Here is a 16,838-nt window from a genome sequence, read left to right on the forward strand (position 1 = left end):
CTCAGTAGCGTCCGGCAGAACCGTCTACCTTTCCTCTAAACAAGTGGCAGCTGCAAAAGGTGTAGATCAGCATCAGCGGTAAAATGAACAGTCCCGCGCCCCAGAACAGGAAAGAGAGGCTTGAAGCTGGCGCCGCCGCCTGTTTGATCGTCACCGAAAAAGGAATCATGTAGGGCCAAAACGAGATTTCGAACAGCGCGACGATCGCCCTGAACGGCAGAGCGTCGTCACCACGGCGTGTACCTATGGCGATCGCGATAGTTGCAATCAGGCCGACCAGCGGAACCACGAACAGGACAGGACGGTCAGCCCACCGCTGCATGACAGCCAAATCGGCCCAAAGCGCATACACGAACAAACCGATCAATAGCACCGCAACGATATCCACGAAGCCTTCCTGTCATTGGCTTGCGCCTTGATTTGCTGGACCCGGTTAAAACAACTTTTAAAATAATTTCGCAACAGCCTCTTAGAATGGAAACGAGGACTGCATCAATGGATACCGTCGCCACTGAGCATTTCGAAGAGCTTGTGGTTATCGTTGTAGTCGACGTGGACCCCGACCACGACCGGCCCGCCCAGTTCCAAAGCCTTGCGAAGCACAGGCCCGATCTCATCGGGCATGCGGATCATCAGGCCGACAGCACCAAAGGACTCGGCGTACTTGACGATATCCACGGGGCCGAACTGAATGCCGGACGTGCGGCCGTACTTCGCCTGTTCCTGCACCGCAACCATGTCGTATGTGCCGTCGATCCACACCATGTGGACTAGGTTCGACTTCAGCCGCACAGCCGTTTCCAGCTCCATCGATGAGAACAGGAAACCCCCATCGCCCGAGATCGAGAGGATCTTCTCGGAAGGCCGCACGATGGAGGCGGCAATGGCCCAAGGAAGCGCAACCCCCAGCGTCTGCTGGCCGTTGGTGATCAAAACCTGGCGCGCCCGGAAGCTGTAGAGATAGCGCGCGATCCAGAGATGGAAGGATCCCATGTCTAGGCAGAGCGTCATATCAGTGCTCAGCAGTTGCTGAAGCTCGTACACCAGCCGCAATGGATGGATAGGCAAGCCGCTGCGTCGGGCCGATTCGTCCCGCAGGTGGCGCCGCTCGGCCTGAATGGCTTCGAGCATGCTCACCGACAGCGCAGCGCGTCCCACGCGCTGCAGGCGAGGCGTGAGCGCCTGGAGCGTCTGGGCAATATCCCCCGTCAATTCGACTTGGGGGCGATAGCAGTTGTCCAGCTCCGCCGGCAGAACATCGACATGGATGATCGCGCGTGGATTCGACCCGTTCCAGTCCGACGGCGGGTATTCCACCGGGTCGTACCCGACCGTGATCACGAGATCGGCCGTATCCAGCAGCCGGTCGCCGGGCTGGTTGGCCATTTGCCCGACGCGACCGCCGAAGTTCTCGAACAGATGTGCGCCTACCGCGCCGGCCGCCTGGAAGGTGCCGACCACTGGCAAGTTGTTGCGGCCAATGAAATCTTGCAAGGCAGCAGCGTTGGCGGGGCTGCTCGCCAGCATGCCGAGCAACACCACCGGGTTGTCGGCTTGGTTGATCAGCCGCGTGGCTTCTGCGATCGCCGCGCTGTCGGCCACGCCCGGCCCTTGAAAGCGCGGTAGTGGCAAGACGTCGTGCGCGCAGGGGGCGGCCATGATGTCCTTGGGCAGGTTGACGAAAGCGGCACCAGGGCGGCCAGACTCGGCCGCACGGAAGGCGTTGGCGACTACCTCGCCGATCGCATCGGAGGCGCCGACCGTCGCACTAAATTTGGTGACGGGCTTAAGGATGTTGACGGCATCCATCGTCTGATGGATCTGCTTGAGCGTCTCGGACGTCGCCACTGCGCCGCCGAGTGCTACGACCGGATCGCCTTCCGAATTGGCGGTGGCAAGCCCCGTCACGAGGTTTGAGACGCCTGGACCTGACGTGGCAATAGCGACGCCAGCTTTGCCAGTCATGCGGCCAATGCCGCCGGCAATGAAGGCTGCGTTCTGCTCATGCCGGCACACGACGGTCTCTATCGACGAATCGACCAGCGCATTGAACACGGCGTCGATCTTGGCGCCCGGAATGCCGAAGACGTGGGTAACTCCTTGCGCTTCCAGCATGCGCACGACGAGTTGCGCGCCAATCTGGGTATTCGAATCGTAAGAATTGTTCATGATGAAGGAAGCTCCTAGTTAGCCTTTTCGGCATAGGCGAGTTCTTCACTGCTGTCTCGGGCGAGATCGGCCTTGAGGAAACTCTCGGTTTCGGGGAGGGCGAGATGGAAATCGGTCAGCGCTTCGACTCGCAGCCGTAGCGGGCCGGCCGAGGCGCAATCGAGAAGATGGCCGCCTTGGCGGCGGTCCTTGGACAGAAAGTGGAAGTGATGGCCCGGCACGCTGAAGGCGCTGGAAAAACCCGGCGACCAGATACCCACGAGAGTGCCGTCCACGTCGCTGAAGTGGAACTCGGTCTGCTGCTTGGACGCCTCGACCAGACGCGTGCCTTCCTGTGGCGGGTTGACTGCTCGTGTCCGAACGCGCGAGAACCGGCCATCTACGCGTAACGCGTAGAAAATGTTGTCGGACTGGCGCTCAAGGTCGCATCGCGCTTCGAGTTCGCTGAACGTGGATACGGCGGCGATGCTGAGGTCTCGCTCTGCGGAAAATCGAGTCACGACGGCGAATGGGGCGGCGGCACTCGGTGCCGCCGCGGAAACTTGGCCTGTACCGCGGACCTGGTAGACCACGCCGTCGAGCACCACCATTTCACCATCGAGACCAGCGAAGGTGCCGAGTCCGAAGTCGCCATGCTTCAGAATTGTTTCGACAGCGACCATGCCGGCATACACGCCCGCTACCAGCGCACCAGAAGTCGACACCTGGAAGAGCGTGTGAATGGGTGTGCCGAGATACTGGCCGAGGGCTGCCGTCATGATCGACGACGCGCTGTCTCCGGTCCTTTCGGTCTCGCGCTCCAGCGCGGATCGCAGGGAAACTGGAATATCCAGAGTGAGGTTCGGCATGTTCTGAAGTCCTGGTAAAAGCTAAAAAAACGGCGGCAGCGAGCCACCCTCCATTGGCATAGCCGATGGCGTTACGGTTTATCTCTCAAAGGGGGGGCTACGGTGTTCGAGCTACCCGCGAAGTCAGCGGTAGCTTAATGCTTCCGCGGGGCACCCAGTGCCGGGATAGGTGGCGTCACCGATTCAGCGTTCTCGGAATCCCGGTAGAACGCGAACTTCGACGTATGGCCGATGCCCGGGTTGAAGCAGTTGCACGGATCCAGCTTCAGGTAGTGTTTGCGTAACGCCGGTTTGGCGTAGTACAGGTGGCCGACGTTGTGCTCGGCCGGGTATTCGGCACCCCGGCGATCGAGCAGCTTCCACATCTTGTGTTCTATAGCCATGCAGTCGTTGCCTTTCTTTACGATATAGTCTTGATGAAAGACATGGCACAGGAAGTGGCCGTAGTAGAGCTTGAGAATCATCGGCTCCTCAATCTCCTGCGGAAGATGCTCGAACCAGCTCCGTTCATTGCGTGGCAGTGCGATGTCCAGCGCCAGGATGTTCTCGACGGTCCGCGGGTGTACGGCGCGGTAGCGATTGGCAGCACCTGCTGCCGCGAAGCGGTGCAGGAATGCTTTTTCGCCCTCTTCCGGCGTGCACTCGAAGAAGCTCCCGCTGGCTTTGGCGAAGTAGTCCTTCAGAAAGGCACGCGCTTCGTCTGCGCCTTCGGCGGTCACTTTCAGCAGCAAGTGATGCTCGTACTTCTTGTGAAAGTCCTTCATGCGTGTCGGCAGATGATTCGGGAAGAGATGGCTGGCGGCCTGCATGATGCGATCCGTCAAGTGCGACGGCAGGAAAGGAATGCGATCGAAGATTGAGTCGAACTTAGCCTTGAGCGCGAACAGCCCCGGCAGCCGCGAGGTTCCGAGATAATGGATCATCAGGAAAGTATCCTTGCCGTACTTCTCGGCGATCTCGAAGGCATCGCGGTGGAGGTATTCGCCCGAGATGGGCAGGTGCTCGAACTTGCCCAGGACCTCCCTGCGGATATCGGTCAGCTCTTCGGTCTTGTTGGTGCCGATATAGAACACTTCTGGGTTCTTCTCGATCGGGAAGGTATCGAGGCGCACGGCAAAGACCATGACCTTTCCTGCCGATCCCGAGGATTCGTAGAGGCGATGTGGGTCCGCGTTGAAACGGGCAGGCGTAGGCTCGTCAATCTCACGCACGTGTTCGACATAGTCATGATCGTGGCCGGCACCAGCGTCGTGCAGTACGTCGTCGTCGGAAAGCTTTCCTGCATCAAGACGCGCCAGGACATCTTCCTCGGAACCTTCGAAGCGAATGCCCAGGTGGTTCACCAAGCGCAGGTTGCCAGCTTCGTCCACGCGCGCGAAGACCGACATCTGGGTATAGGCAGGACCGCGCTGCACTAGAGCGCCGCCGGAATTGTTACAGATACCGCCGAACACCGAGGCACCGATGCAGCTTGAGCCGATAACCGAATGGGGTTCGCGCCCAATGGGCAGCAGTGCGTGTTCGAGTTGATCGAGCGTAGCGCCGGGAAGGCAAATGACCTGCTTGCCGCCCTCGATTAGATAGATCTTCTTCATGCGTGAGGTGCTGACGATGACGATATCGCGGTCATAGTCATCCCCGTCGGGCGTGGACCCCCCGGTCAGGCCCGTGTTGGACGCCTGGGAGATCACGATGACGTTCGCCGCCACACAGGCCTTTAGAACCTGCCATTGCTCGACCAGTGAGCCGGGACGCACTACGGCCAGTGCGTTGCCCGTACCGAAACGAAAGCCGGTTCGGTAGCGACGGGTCTTGCTTTCGTCGGTCAACACATACTTCTTGCCAACGATCGACGCCAGGTCAGAGACAAGATGACTATGATCGGTACCAGGCTTCACAGAAGCAGCGGGCGGCCATTCGAGAACTGCAGACATGAAAGACTCCTTGATTTGAGTTCATCGGACACACGTTCCGGAGTGCCAGGACACGCCGGCCAGCGTCAGAGAATTCGATCGCTGGATTGCACAGCTGCCATCCTAGGAGCATACTTCCATTCGATCCAATACTTCGTGATTGCATTTTCAAGACGTAAATCGTATCGAAAGTGTATGATTGATTGGACGTCAATTGCCTATCCTAGGAGGACAGCCCCATGGAGTTCCGTCAGCTACGGTACTTCCTCGCCGTTGCAGAGCACCTGCATTTCACTGTTGCAGCAGAGAGGCTCGGCATTGCGCAGCCGCCGTTGAGCCAACAGATCATCAAACTGGAAAGGGAAATCGGCACGAAGCTCTTCATGCGCTATCCACGCCGTGTGGAGCTGACCGAAGCTGGGGTCCTCTTCAAGGAACGTGCGAAGCGCGTATTGGATGAGGCCCATGACGCACTGGAACACGTGAAGAAAGCGGCGCGAGGAGAAAGCGGCCATCTTTCGATCGGGTTCGCCGGGTCTACAGTGTTTCATCCGCAAGTCGCCACCACCCTTCGGAGGTTTCGCCAAAGCTATCCGGGCGTCTTGGTCAAGACGGAAGAAAGCAATAGCACTGCGCTCCTCGATAAGGTCATCGAGGGTCACGTGGACTGTGCGATCGTCCGGTTGCCCCTCAGTTGTGGGGAGCTGTTGACCGTCCCCCTAATCGAAGAAGAGATGATCGCAGTCTTGCCGGCCGGCCATCGGTTGGGCCGACTGCGGAGCATCGAACTCGCGCAGCTCTCTTCCGATTCATTCATTCTCTTTCCCCGTCCGATCGGCCCCGACCTCTATGATTCGATCATCAGCGCCTGCCGATTGGCTAGTTTCTCACCTAAGGTGGAAATGGAGTCGCCTCAGCTATCGTCAACGGTCAACATGGTTGCCGCAGGTTTTGGCGTAACGCTGATTCCTGAATCCATTCGACAAATTCACGCCACAGGTGTGACTTATCAAAGGCTCAGGAACAAGAGTCTGAAGACGACCATAGCGCTCGTGGTTAAGCCAAGAGAAAAATCCGTGACGGTTCGAAATTTTGTGGACAACCTCCGTATCGTTGCACGGCAAATGGAGTGACTTTGACGCTTCTTTCGTCCGAAAAGAGCGCAGTAATTTTTTTGTTTGGTAAGTGTTTCGGTCCCTTCGGATCTTCAACGGCATTTTGAACCGTCAGCGGATTGGGGAAATTCTCCACCGCGCAATAGAGTATGCCGTGAACCTAACCCAGGATATTACCTTCCTCATCTAAGGCTTCGCAGAATTGGCATTCGATTACGCTGATAGTGCGAGAGATAGAGCGCAACGTATTTCAATGCTGGGAGATTTCTACTTTTTGCGCCCTTACAGGCAACTTTGAGGGCATTTTCGCCCTCCAGAGCGCCCATTCTGGACGCACCTGTCCCATCAGCTGACTGCGAGCCAGGTAAATATTGGCCAACGCCAAGCGGTGAACGCACGACATCCGTTCTTCATCAAGCCGCGATAACGTACCTTCGTAAATCCCCTCAACCGCTTGACCACCGCAAATACATGCTCAACGCGAGCGCGAATCTTCGACTTATCTTTGGTCCGCAGCTGACCAACGTGATCGGGCGCAAGGCCGGGTTCACCAGCGATTTCAAGTATTCCCCGGCGATGGCCTTGGCCGGTTTCATCTGGACCGAAGACAAGCTGCGTACCTACCTCAAGGCGCCCAGCGAGGTCGTGCCGGGCAACAAGATGCGCTTCTGGGGCATCGGCAGCGACAAGCAGATCGATGACATCCTGGCTTACCTGCGTACTTTCAATCCTTAAGTACGGCCTGCTCCTGTCCAAGCGAAGATGACGGCGCGCCTCACCGCAGCATGTCTCTCTGCTGTAAAGCCGGGCCCGGCTATGAAAGCCAAAGGCGCACTGCCTCCCTAATATGCCTCACTGTGAACAGGCTCCGATTGCTTCTCCGGCACCGGCAGCTATTCCTATCTCCCTTGCACAGTTTGACTGAGGATGACATGCCCTTTCCAATCACGACCAGCCTGAACCCCAAGCCGATACCAGAGGATGTGGGAAATACCTTCGGTGCCTACTTTACCGACCACATGTTTCTGATGGACTACAAGCAGGGCCTGGGATGGTACAACCACAGGATTGTTCCTTTTGGCCCGCTCAGCCTGCATCCGTCCTGTGCTGCCATCCAGTATGGGCAATCGATCTTCGACGGTTTCAAAGCTTACCGCTGCGACGACGATGTGATCCGCCTGTTCCGGCCACTCGATCATATCGAACGCATTAACAAGTCGACGGCCCGGCTGTGTATGCCCGCAGTGGATCCGCAGAGCGTGTTGGCTGCCATGGTTCAGCTGGTGGATCTGGACCGCCGGTGGGTCCCGCGCCAGAAAGGAACGGCTCTCTACGTGCGCGAGACGATGATCGGAACGGAAGGGCTGATGGGCGTACGCCCGGCCAGCGAATACACCTTCATGATTTTCCTGTCACCGGTCGGCTCGTACTATGCAGAGGGCGCCAATCCGGTCAGCATCCTCGTTTCGGACAAGCATGTACGCGCCGCTCGCGGGGGCATCGGCGCCGCCAAGGCCGCTGCCAACTATGGCGCTAGTCTGCTGGCCAGTGAAGAGGCCAAATCGATGGGCTACACGCAGGTGCTGTGGCTGGATTCGACGGAGCGAAGATTCCTGGAAGAAGTCGGCACCATGAACGTGATGCTGAGAATTGGCAACGAAATCATCACCCCGCCCCTCAGCGATTCGATCCTGGCTGGCGTCACACGCATGACGGCGCTGGCCCTCCTGCGTGAATGGGGACTGCAGGTCAGCGAGCGGCCAATTGACATCAACGACGTCATGACCGGGATTGGCAACGGCACCATTGAAGAAATATGGGGCGTTGGAACCGCAGCCGTGGTATCGCCAATCGGTCAACTGACCTATCGCGGCCAAACGCTGGAAGTCGGCGCACGCCGGATCGGAAAAGTAACGGCACGCCTGCACGCTGCCATTACCAGCCTGCATACCCAGCCAGGCAAGGATCCTTATGGCTGGCGTGTCGATGTGATCTGATCGCGGCGATGCTGGCGCCAGTGGTACGGGCTCATGCCCGTGGCTTGCTTCATGGCGGTAGAGAAGTGGCTTTGGCTGGCAAAGCCACAGCTCATTGCGATATCAATGAGGGATTGCTCCGTTGAGGCGAGCAATGTCTTGGCTTTTTCAAGTCGGCGCTCCATCAGCCAGCGATGCGGCGTTTCGCCCACCTCGCTGCGGAAGCTGCGGGCAAAGTGGCGACGACTCAAACCGGCCGCCGCCGCGAGCTCCTCCAGACTCAGATTCCTGTCGATATTGTTGTCCACGAAACTGATCACCCGCTGGAGTCGCCAGCGCGGCAGCGCCACCGCCGGATCCGCCTCAAGCGGCGCATCGGCCTTGATCATCAGCTGCGACAGGGCGGAAATCAGTAAACCGTCGCTGAGCAGGCGGCTGGCGGCTGCGCCATCCGAGACGCAACTCCACATCCGGTGTAGTAATACATTCAGGAACGTGTCTTCCCATGAGTTCTCGCTGAGCCTGCGAAAAGCCTCGCGGATGCTTCGACCATGCGTCTGGCCGAGCACCGCCTGTACCGTCGCATCGGGAATGACCAGCATCAGAATCTCGCGCTCGCCATCAATTTCCCATTCACTTTGTACACCGGACGGGACGACCAGCAGCCGTCCGGGCTCGGCCGCTTCCTCGTGGCGTCGGCCGGCCATCGACCAGCGCCAGGTGCAGCGCTGCTTCACACGATAGGGTAAGGCGAGAATCGTTTCCGGTACTTCCGGGTCAGAGAAGTTGTGCGGCCCCTGCTGCACCTTGATCAGGTCGTATCGCAATTTCCCTGGACTGCTCAGATGCTCTTGCGGGAAGGTCTGGTAGACCGAGCCCCGGTAAAAGTCCGAGTACCGCTTCCACTTTGAAGGCAACATAGACAGGCTCCAACGGATGTCATCGTCTTCTGGCTGAAGCAAAAATTGCGCCAGAAAAAGATCCTCGTTCGCCATCAGGTGACCGGTAAGCGAAGACCGGGGCACTTTTCAATAAAACGCGGCCGTTCAGTAAAAGGGCGCGCTGGATTTGCTCACCATAATGTTGACGCTGCCACAGGGCCTGCTCCCGCTTAATCTCGAATTTGCGATTCAGTGGGAACGGGCCTGAGAGAGCGGCAGAGTCGCCGTGACGATGTTCGTGGGCGTCACGGTGTTTCATCAACCTCAATCGGGTGAACAACGTCATGGACAAAAAGTGGACTGCAGTGTTGCTCGTATCGATGTTACTGATGGCCTGTGGCAAGATGAATGATTCCGCAAAGCCCGCACAGGCTGCCGATATCCCGGTGGTCCGGATCGCGACTGCTGCGCCTCTGAGCGGCGCGATAGCGCATCTGGGAAAAGACAATGAGCTGGGCGTGAAGATGGCCATTGATGATCTCAACGCGAGCGGCCTTGTGATCGGGCAGACCAGGGTCCGCCTGGAAATGGTATCGGAAGACGATGCCGGTGATCCGAAGCAAGGCACAGCCATCGCCCAGAAATTCGTCGACATGAAGGTCAATGGCGTCGTGGGCCACTTCAATTCGGGCGTCACCATTCCCGCATCAAAGATCTACAGTGCGGCCGGCATTCCGGAAATATCGCCCTCCTCGACCAATCCCAAATACACGCGCCAGGGTTTCAAGACAGCGTTTCGCCTGGTGGCAGACGACATCCAGTTGGGCGGCGCCATGGCTCGCTTTGCCGTGAACACGCTCAAGGCCCGCAGGATCGCCATCATTGATGACCGGACTGCCTATGGTCAAGGTGTTGCGGACGAATTTGAGAAGGCGGCTAAAGCCGCCAACGCAAGCATCGTCGGTCGCGAATTCACGACCGACAAGTCGACCGACTTCAATGCCATCCTGACCAAATTGAAAGCGGCACATGCCGACGTCATTTTCTTCGGTGGCCAGGATGCAGTAGGCGGACCGATGCTCAGGCAGATGAAGGCCCTCGGAATCAACCTCAAGTTCCTTGGCGGCGATGGCCTGTGTACTGGTGAAATGGCGAAGCTGTCAGGCGATGCCCTGGGGGACGATGTCGTCTACTGCGCAGAGGCCGGAGGCGTAGAAGGTGAATTCGAGAAAAAGATGCTTGAATGGAAGGCCGAGTTCCGCCGGAGGTATGGGGTAGATGTGCAACTCTATGCAGCCAACGCCTACGATGCCGTCAATGTGTTGGTGGCCGCGATGATGAAGGCAGGCTCCGCGGATCCGGCCATCTATCTCCCGCAGGTGTCGAAAGTACAGATCAAGGGGCTGACGGGACCGATCGCTTTCGATGAGAAGGGCGATATTCTCCAGGGCGCGCTTACGCTGTCAACGTTCCGCGGCGGGAAGAAAGAACCCATCGGGATCGTGCGATGACCTCGCTTGTCACTCGCGCTGATGCAAGGCGTCTCAAGATCGGCATCATAGGACTGGGCCGTCTTGGCACGGCGCTCGCCTGGAGCCTGGAGTCGCACGGCGGCAATGTCCATGCGCTGGCGAGCCGCTCGGTAACGCGGACCGCCGAGACGGCCATGCGTATGCGCTCTTGCAGCGTACTCACCGCACAGGGGGTAGCGGATCACTGCGACCTCATTTTCGTGACCACGCCGGACGCGCTGATAGCGCCGACCGTGGAGGGTCTTTCCTGGCGCCCGGGCAGTAGCGTCGTGCATTGCAGCGGTGCCACCGAGATATCGGTGCTCGGCAAGGCCGCTGCCGATGGTGCGGATATCGGCGGCTTCCATCCGATGCAGACCTTTGGCGATGCGCTCACAGCGGCCCGGACCTTGCCTGGCTGCGTGGTGACCATCGAAGCGGGAGAGGCCTTGGGCGCGCGGTTGGCGGATATTGCCCAGTTGCTTGGATGTGAGGTAAACCGTATCCCCGCAGGAGCGCGCGGCCGATATCACGCGGCAGCGGCGTATGCATCTCAGTACGTCAACGTCCTGTTGGACGAGGCCATCAGGATCTGGCGCTCATGGGGAGCATCGGAAGAAGCCGCCTTGCGTGCGCTGCTGCCACTGCTGCGCGGTACGATTTCTGCGATGGAGAGCGCTGGTGTCGCGGCAAGCATGCCCGGTCCGGTATCGCGTGGCGATGTTGCCACCGTCATGAAACAAATGCTGTCCGTGGCCGCATTGGGCGATGAGGATCTGGCGTTTTATCGCACGCTTTACCTGCGCAGCATCCGCATTGCGGAGGGAGCCGGGCGAATCGACGCCGCCATCGCTAATGAATTGCGTGACCTGGCCTGAGGCTTCACAGCTTATTGCAGAAGAGTCCAGTCCTCGCCTGGTTAGCGATGCTCCCGGAGGACCTGGGCTATTCGCTGATGATGTCTTTGCCGTGTTCTGATGGCAGCTTACGGCTGCGGCGGCAAGCCCACAGCGCATTGGCCGCTGAATGCACCCGGGCCCAGCAGTCTCTGAGCAAGAGCCATGAAGAGCTCCATTCTGGGGCGCTCGCCCTCACTGCGGCACAGACTGAGAACGCCGGACTCCACCAGCGGCTGGCTGATCGCGCCACAGAAGTTCATGCCCTGAATCAGCAATTGACGCAGGCGCGCGCGCAGTTTGAGCACTTCCAGGAAGCGGCTGCACGGCAACGCGCCGAAGAACGGCAAGCTTTTGAGCAGCGTCTTGCCCGCCTGGAGCAGGAAATTGCCGCCTATAGGCGCCAGGAGGCCGAACTTGATCGGCTTCGCAAAGGCTTGGCTCACGCCCCAAATGAACTGCACCAGGTTATTTCCGAGCGTGATCAAAAAAACCTCCAGCTACAGGATTTGGGTCTTACAAAAGCTGACGCCGAACGTAGGCTTGATACAGTTCAGCAAGCGCTTATCGAGGCCAGGACTGAGGCAGCGACTGCCCGAAGGCAAGTCGAAATGCTGGAGAATCTGTTGGTCACCGCGGAACGAAAGGCGGAGCAAGCAGAACGTGACAAGGCTGCCTGGGTCGACAAGATCCTGATGCAGCGCGAAATTCAAGGGCAGGGGCGCCCAGTCACGGGATAGGGCCGCGTGCATTTAGGCGGAAACGATTCGTTGCGAAGAAAGATTTACGTCCTCTTTGGGTCGTAATTCGACGATCAATGCCACTGAAACCAAATCCCAAGTGGAACACCGTACGCAACATCGAGAGGGTGGTGCCTGCCACAACCGCAAACACGATGCGCACCCGCAGCCCACTGCCTGCGGGGAGGCATCTCAAGTCGCCGTGGCGCGGTGCTTGGGATCTATCTCGCGCACGATCGCCAGCCCCAGCTCGGCCTGGGTAATGTGTCCTTATCTCGACTGGCTCCAATGGGGGGGGGCGATTCAGCGCGGGGATTCAAAAAGAAAATATACGGGACATTGCCAATACATTGAAAAATCTTTTTCAATCAATGACTTATCGTGTTTTTGGCCAAAACTTCAGGAATCCCGGCCGACCCTCTATACGTGCAGCTTGGAGTGGGCTGGTATCAATCCCGATCACGTGGTTCAGCTGGAATTCTGTCCCAGGATATCGTGCTGCAATGGCAGGACGAATGATGTCTAAGACTGCGGAGTTAATTTTTAGCGCCGCGGCAGCTGCGCTGGTGTTCTTTGAGTCGCCGATGAAAATGGCCATGACTCTGTCGCCGTCATAAGCGGTGATCGTCCCCCCGGAATCTCGAATTATTTGAGCAGCGCACCGTAGATATGCCTTATAGACCTCTGCTGAAAACCACCATGTGTATCGGTCTACCATAGAAGTAGAACCATCAATGTCGGCATACAACACGGTGGCACTCGCTAGTGAAATAGCGTGATTGGCATTCAGAAGGAGCCTATCGGCCGTCGGAATCACAGTGCCGGCAGCCGTTTCCCATTGTGAATAGAGGGTGGTACGAACTTCTTCCTCTAAGCGGGCACGAAGAGTCACGATCGCTCCTTTAGCCTATGCTTGGTCCGAGCCGTTTGATATGGTCACGAATTTGGTTGCATGCCGGGGCTATCAAAGCAGCCACATCTTCGCCGGGTTCGTAACGATACGGTACAGTGGTAATGCCAGATAGGTCGCTAGGCAACTTCACCCCGCGCTCTCTAGGCTCCATCAAAATGGCACGATCTTTGCCCAAGCGGCCCATAAACAGTCCAAGTTCAAAAATGACGTTGTCACGGGGAACAGGCCAATCTTTTCCCCGATATGCTGCCGTATCGTCAGCATGGGCGACCGCTATTGCAAAATCACAGCGATCTAGCTGATCTTCGAGGCTTTGCAGGGTGTAATTTGCGATCTTAAAGACTCCGTTGGTCCACACGACAGGTAGAAATTCGTCGTGCTCAAAGTGGTTTTCCATCGCACGAACAATGGGTAGGGACTCGACAGACGAGATGACGAAGACACGAATCCGATCGCGTTTTTCGTTGATGAGTGAGTTTCGCTGGTACAGCCGGCGCGCGAGTTCTTTGGCAAAAAGCCGATAGATGATCGGAAATTGGTTGGCGAGCTCAGAAATTTTGGGTTCGCTTACCTTGGCGACGACCGTTGGTTCTAAGGCAAAAACAGTGGCAGCCCTAGGAATCATAGGATCTAAGGCAGACATTTCACCAACAGAATTACCTGCCATCCGGACAGCAACTTGCCTTCCATTGACGTCAATACCTACTGAGCCAGAAAGAATGAAATAGACGTCAGAGTCAGAAGCGCCCTGCTCGATCAATATTTCTTTGGGATTTACCTGAAGCAGTTCTGCTTGGTCGTAGAGTTGCTCTGCTAAGGCCACATTGCCGACGACAATGCGCTGTTCCAGGAGTGCATCAATGGTACGGCGCCGCCCTCCTTCGCCCTTATATCGCTCCAACATCCTCTGGCTCCTGTACTTCGTTACCTGTTGCTATGATGCCGTTGGCTGCAAGCGGGCAGCTCGCCATCTTTCCGCAACACTGCCGCCCTTTGTAGCTGGCCCAAAATTTCTCTTCTTCCTTTTCCCATTTCACCAATTCGATCGCGAGATCCCGAGCATCATCAGCGTGACGGGGGCACTTTCGTAGTGCAATTGGCTTGCCCTTTTTCCGCTTTTTAAGACCGCAGAGGCAAGGCTGGCGCAAGCGAGTGACCGTAGCTTTGTACGTTGGCTGCAGCAGTATGCGAACTGAGTAAAAAGGGTTTCCTTGTCTCGAAACGTAGATCATCTGAGGCCGGAGTCCATGCGGACCCTTCTGTTTCGCCTGGACACGCTTGCGTTTCACTTCAGTCTCGAGTTGAGGACTAATCCGAGCTGCAGCTGCGATAGCCTTTTGCTGGTGTAAGGCTGCATTGCCGTGAGCCCAGGCATTGTCATCTGGCCAGCGCTTAAGCTTTTCGGCTCGCTCCTGAAGCTTTAAATATCCCAGCAGGGTTGACCACCACGTCCGCGCGGCCTCTTCAGAGTCAATTTTGAGTGACATCTCGCCTTGCCAGTACATGCAAAAAGTCCCATCGCCATTGATGTGGCGTTCAGGACATCTTGCTGGTAAGCGATCAGGTGTTTTTCTCCTGGTTCCAGTCCCGATCTTACGCAGAGACGGGCTAGCCACATCGCCGGGCTTATCTTCCTTCGCTGCATCCGCTGCCGCTTGGTTCTTTTTGGCCTCTTGGTCCATCAGTTGTTTCATCTGCATTTCGAGCGCCTTGATCTCCTGCTCGATGACTTTCCTCATCTTGGCGACTTCATCGGGCGGTCCTTGGAGCTCGGCTGCCTGCTTCTGCAGCCGCGTGATCTTCTTCATGATCGAGGCAATCTTGTCCGTAGTGCTGCTGCCCGTATCTTCGTCGGCCGCCTGAGACTGCTCCGCGCCGCCCGTACCGCCAAGATTCAGATTCAAAGTGATATTGCTCACGCTAAGCTCCTCAGGTTGAAAATGCTCGGATTATAGTCAGCCCCCGGTCGCTATCAAGGCCGTGTTGTGCCCCGGTGACAGCCCCGGGAGATTTTTGGGGCGATAGCCCGCACTCGGGAGCAACGCGCAGATATCGCACTGCGACTACGCGAATGGCCTTTCGCACAAGGCTTCGGCAAGCGCCTGCATACCACGCGTGACGGGCTTATCGTGACGCACGATCAGCCCAAGTTCGCGCACCAGCGGCGGGTGCATGGCACTGATCTGAATGCGCCGCGCATCGGTCTTGCGCAAGGCCATCGAGGGAATGATCGCGTAACCGAGACCGCTTGCCACCATTTCCTTGATCGCTTCAACACTGCCCAGCTCCATGGACGGTTGGAGGCGCACGCCGTTGGAGAGAAACCATCCCTCGATCAACTGCCGGATATTGGCACCGGGTTCGAAGAGAATCACCGGCTGTTCAGCCAGTACCTTTGCACTGGTCTTCCTCGTTAGTTTCAATCCTTGGCGCGGACCGATCACGATGAAAGAGTCGGTGATCGCTGGCCGCACGTGAAGCGCTCGGCTGCTCACTGGTAACGTTACCAACGCCATGTCCAGCAGGTTCTGCTCCACACGCCGGACGAAATCCTCGGTATTGCCCGTGCTCACCACGACCTGCAGCGAAGGAAAGCGCTTCTTCAGGCTGGCCAGTATGGGGGGAAGCAGATGCAAGCAGGCCGTGCCGCCCGTACCGATGCGTACGCTGCCAGATACCCCCACGGCATGCTTGCCCACGGCCTCTCCCGCTTGCGCAGCTGCCTCGACGATCTGGCGTGCATACCCCAGCAGGCTGGCGCCAGCAGCCGTCGGTGCCAGCGTCCGCCCTACCCGCTCCAGCAGCTTGGCGCCCAGGCGGCGTTCGAGTTCGCGGATCTGCTGACTCACGGCCGGCTGACTCACCTCCAGCACCACCGCCGCCGCCGAGAAACTGCCGTTCTCCATGACCTTGATGAAGGCCTCCAATTGGTCGATGGATGAGATTTTCATATAAGCATTCCTTATGCAATGTATAAGGAGGATAACCTATGTCTTGGTTTATACAAATGCGATCATCCGCGCATGGATACTTTGCAGCAGACCGTTCCTCTGCCGCAAGATGTTGGTCACGCGGCCTCATGTGGCTGTCTCTGAGCCGACTGCTACAGTCGACCGCAGCCACGCTCTGGGCCGGCAGCATGCCACGCATGATGGTGCAATGGGACATGAGTGCATCGCTGGCAGGCCTGGTGCAAAGCGCCTGGCATGTCGGCTACCTCATCGCGCTTTTCGGCGTCGGTTTCATCAGTGACCGTATCGGTCCTCGCCGTGTCTTCTTCTGCAGCAGCATGCTCACCGTCATGGCGATGACGATATTTTCCATCTTCAGTACGGCGCCGCAGCTCACCGCCTGGCTCTATGGGCTGGTGGGCCTGTGTTCGGGAGCCTGCTATAGCCCGGGCTTGCAACTGGTCTCGGCGAACTGCCCTGCGCATGCCCGTGGCCGCTGCATGGGCTGGTTCATCGGGGCGTCATCGCTGGGCTATGGTCTGTCGTTGATATTGGTGGCGGGACTGATGGCCGCATTTTCCTGGCAGGTCACGGCAGGCCTGGTCACGGTGCTGGTCGGCGCTGGCGCAGCGGCGGGCTGGCGATGGCGGCCGCCGCTCACATCGTCAGTGTCGTCGGCAGCATCATGGGCGGTGCGGCATCTGACCGCCACGGCCGCAGCCGCGTCATGATGGCGGCTACCTCGGCCAGCATATGCTGCTCCTTTCTTTTCGGATGGCTATGGGCAGCACCGCTCTGGGTGGTGGTGGCCTTCAGCGGCCTGTATAACCTGCTGGCAATCGCCGATTCGTCAGTCTATTCAAGTTGCGGTGAGTGAGGTTCGCACCACGAGTCTGGTCGCCGATACCGTTGCACAGGTGCTGTG

The 16,838-nt window shown here is 58.0% G+C and carries 16 protein-coding genes and 2 pseudogenes; 7 read left to right on the forward strand and 11 right to left on the reverse strand.

The window, feature by feature from the left end; translation table 11 throughout:
* Position 1 precedes the first annotated feature (1 nt).
* The 4 genes from AACH55_RS12010 to dld form a co-directional block, all read right to left on the reverse strand.
* A complete protein-coding gene (locus tag AACH55_RS12010; protein WP_338719951.1) occupies positions 2-388 on the reverse strand; it encodes a cytochrome d ubiquinol oxidase subunit II in 387 nt (128 codons plus the stop codon).
* 104 nt (positions 389-492) lie between these two features.
* Complete coding sequence (gene alsS / locus AACH55_RS12015) at positions 493-2,169, reverse strand: acetolactate synthase AlsS (RefSeq protein WP_338719953.1); 1,677 nt, start codon at positions 2,167-2,169, stop codon at positions 493-495.
* A 14-nt stretch (positions 2,170-2,183) separates the two neighbouring features.
* Positions 2,184-3,017 (reverse strand): acetolactate decarboxylase, encoded by an 834-nt coding sequence (gene budA / locus AACH55_RS12020; protein ID WP_338719954.1) that lies wholly within the window; start codon positions 3,015-3,017, stop codon positions 2,184-2,186.
* A gap of 134 nt (positions 3,018-3,151) precedes the next feature.
* The gene (gene dld, locus AACH55_RS12025) at positions 3,152-4,951 is read right to left on the reverse strand and encodes a D-lactate dehydrogenase (RefSeq protein WP_338719955.1); all 1,800 of its coding nucleotides are present in this window, start codon (positions 4,949-4,951) and stop codon (positions 3,152-3,154) included.
* Positions 4,952-5,169: 218 nt separating this feature from the next.
* Between dld and AACH55_RS12030 the strand changes: the two genes are divergently transcribed.
* The gene (locus AACH55_RS12030) at positions 5,170-6,063 is read left to right on the forward strand and encodes a LysR family transcriptional regulator (protein ID WP_338719956.1); all 894 of its coding nucleotides are present in this window, start codon (positions 5,170-5,172) and stop codon (positions 6,061-6,063) included.
* Between the two features lie 325 nt (positions 6,064-6,388).
* Here AACH55_RS12030 and AACH55_RS12035 read toward each other — a convergent pair.
* A pseudogene (locus AACH55_RS12035) lies at positions 6,389-6,546 on the reverse strand (transposase); the annotation flags it as partial.
* Positions 6,547-6,549: 3 nt separating this feature from the next.
* Here AACH55_RS12035 and AACH55_RS12040 point away from each other — a divergent pair.
* Together AACH55_RS12040 and AACH55_RS12045 are read left to right on the forward strand one after the other, a co-directional pair.
* Positions 6,550-6,780, forward strand: a pseudogene (locus AACH55_RS12040) (cytochrome c family protein); the annotation flags it as partial.
* Between the two features lie 197 nt (positions 6,781-6,977).
* Positions 6,978-8,042 carry a branched-chain amino acid aminotransferase gene (locus tag AACH55_RS12045; RefSeq protein WP_338719957.1) on the forward strand — a complete coding sequence of 355 codons (1,065 nt, stop codon included), beginning with the start codon at positions 6,978-6,980 and terminating at the stop codon, positions 8,040-8,042.
* Here AACH55_RS12045 and AACH55_RS12050 read toward each other — a convergent pair.
* Complete coding sequence (locus AACH55_RS12050) at positions 8,015-9,016, reverse strand: AraC family transcriptional regulator (RefSeq protein WP_338719958.1); 1,002 nt, start codon at positions 9,014-9,016, stop codon at positions 8,015-8,017. The genes AACH55_RS12045 and AACH55_RS12050 overlap by 28 nt on opposite strands.
* A gap of 230 nt (positions 9,017-9,246) precedes the next feature.
* Here AACH55_RS12050 and AACH55_RS12055 point away from each other — a divergent pair, with 230 nt between their 5' ends.
* Both AACH55_RS12055 and AACH55_RS12060 read left to right on the forward strand, forming a co-directional pair.
* Positions 9,247-10,413: a branched-chain amino acid ABC transporter substrate-binding protein gene (locus AACH55_RS12055; RefSeq protein WP_338719960.1), complete on the forward strand. Its 1,167-nt coding sequence runs from the start codon at positions 9,247-9,249 to the stop codon at positions 10,411-10,413.
* Positions 10,410-11,291, forward strand: a complete 882-nt coding sequence (locus AACH55_RS12060; protein WP_338714856.1) for a DUF2520 domain-containing protein — start codon at positions 10,410-10,412, stop codon at positions 11,289-11,291. The genes AACH55_RS12055 and AACH55_RS12060 overlap by 4 nt, the downstream gene beginning before the upstream one ends.
* A 107-nt stretch (positions 11,292-11,398) precedes the next feature.
* Here the strand turns inward: AACH55_RS12060 and AACH55_RS12065 are convergent, their stop codons facing one another.
* Positions 11,399-11,797 (reverse strand): hypothetical protein, encoded by a 399-nt coding sequence (locus tag AACH55_RS12065; protein WP_338719962.1) that lies wholly within the window; start codon positions 11,795-11,797, stop codon positions 11,399-11,401.
* A 123-nt stretch (positions 11,798-11,920) separates the two neighbouring features.
* Between AACH55_RS12065 and AACH55_RS12070 the strand changes: the two genes are divergently transcribed.
* On the forward strand, positions 11,921-12,049 hold the full coding sequence (locus tag AACH55_RS12070) for a hypothetical protein (RefSeq protein WP_338719964.1): 129 nt from the start codon (positions 11,921-11,923) through the stop codon (positions 12,047-12,049).
* 376 nt (positions 12,050-12,425) lie between these two features.
* On the opposite strand, the gene AACH55_RS12075 is transcribed toward AACH55_RS12070, so the two are convergent.
* The 4 genes from AACH55_RS12075 to AACH55_RS12090 form a co-directional block, all read right to left on the reverse strand.
* On the reverse strand, positions 12,426-12,941 hold the full coding sequence (locus AACH55_RS12075; protein WP_338719966.1) for a hypothetical protein: 516 nt from the start codon (positions 12,939-12,941) through the stop codon (positions 12,426-12,428).
* Positions 12,942-12,951: 10 nt separating this feature from the next.
* Positions 12,952-13,866, reverse strand: coding sequence for a TIR domain-containing protein (locus AACH55_RS12080; RefSeq protein ID WP_338719968.1), 915 nt, complete (start codon positions 13,864-13,866; stop codon positions 12,952-12,954).
* The gene (locus AACH55_RS12085; RefSeq protein ID WP_338719970.1) at positions 13,850-14,881 is read right to left on the reverse strand and encodes a FlxA-like family protein; all 1,032 of its coding nucleotides are present in this window, start codon (positions 14,879-14,881) and stop codon (positions 13,850-13,852) included. Before AACH55_RS12085 ends, AACH55_RS12080 begins: the two co-directional genes overlap by 17 nt.
* Positions 14,882-15,025: 144 nt before the next feature.
* Positions 15,026-15,913: a LysR family transcriptional regulator gene (locus AACH55_RS12090; protein ID WP_338719972.1), complete on the reverse strand. Its 888-nt coding sequence runs from the start codon at positions 15,911-15,913 to the stop codon at positions 15,026-15,028.
* A gap of 128 nt (positions 15,914-16,041) precedes the next feature.
* Between AACH55_RS12090 and AACH55_RS12095 the strand changes: the two genes are divergently transcribed.
* Entirely contained in the window at positions 16,042-16,644 is a 603-nt protein-coding gene (locus AACH55_RS12095; RefSeq protein WP_338719974.1) for an MFS transporter, read from the forward strand.
* Positions 16,645-16,838 lie beyond the last annotated feature (194 nt).

The sequence above is a fragment of the Herbaspirillum sp. DW155 genome, from assembly GCF_037076565.1.
GTDB lineage: Bacteria > Pseudomonadota > Gammaproteobacteria > Burkholderiales > Burkholderiaceae_D > Herbaspirillum.

Coding starts and splice junctions, on each gene's coding strand:
- AACH55_RS12070 (WP_338719964.1), top strand. CDS start 11,921: ATGCTGGAGAATCTGTTGGTCACCGCGGAACGAAAGGCGGAGCAAGCA.
- alsS (WP_338719953.1), bottom strand. CDS start 2,169: ATGAACAATTCTTACGATTCGAATACCCAGATTGGCGCGCAACTCGTC.
- AACH55_RS12095 (WP_338719974.1), top strand. CDS start 16,042: ATGTGGCTGTCTCTGAGCCGACTGCTACAGTCGACCGCAGCCACGCTC.
- AACH55_RS12045 (WP_338719957.1), top strand. CDS start 6,978: ATGCCCTTTCCAATCACGACCAGCCTGAACCCCAAGCCGATACCAGAG.
- budA (WP_338719954.1), bottom strand. CDS start 3,017: ATGCCGAACCTCACTCTGGATATTCCAGTTTCCCTGCGATCCGCGCTG.
- dld (WP_338719955.1), bottom strand. CDS start 4,951: ATGTCTGCAGTTCTCGAATGGCCGCCCGCTGCTTCTGTGAAGCCTGGT.
- AACH55_RS12080 (WP_338719968.1), bottom strand. CDS start 13,866: ATGTTGGAGCGATATAAGGGCGAAGGAGGGCGGCGCCGTACCATTGAT.
- AACH55_RS12090 (WP_338719972.1), bottom strand. CDS start 15,913: ATGAAAATCTCATCCATCGACCAATTGGAGGCCTTCATCAAGGTCATG.
- AACH55_RS12055 (WP_338719960.1), top strand. CDS start 9,247: ATGGACAAAAAGTGGACTGCAGTGTTGCTCGTATCGATGTTACTGATG.
- AACH55_RS12050 (WP_338719958.1), bottom strand. CDS start 9,016: ATGGCGAACGAGGATCTTTTTCTGGCGCAATTTTTGCTTCAGCCAGAA.
- AACH55_RS12030 (WP_338719956.1), top strand. CDS start 5,170: ATGGAGTTCCGTCAGCTACGGTACTTCCTCGCCGTTGCAGAGCACCTG.
- AACH55_RS12060 (WP_338714856.1), top strand. CDS start 10,410: ATGACCTCGCTTGTCACTCGCGCTGATGCAAGGCGTCTCAAGATCGGC.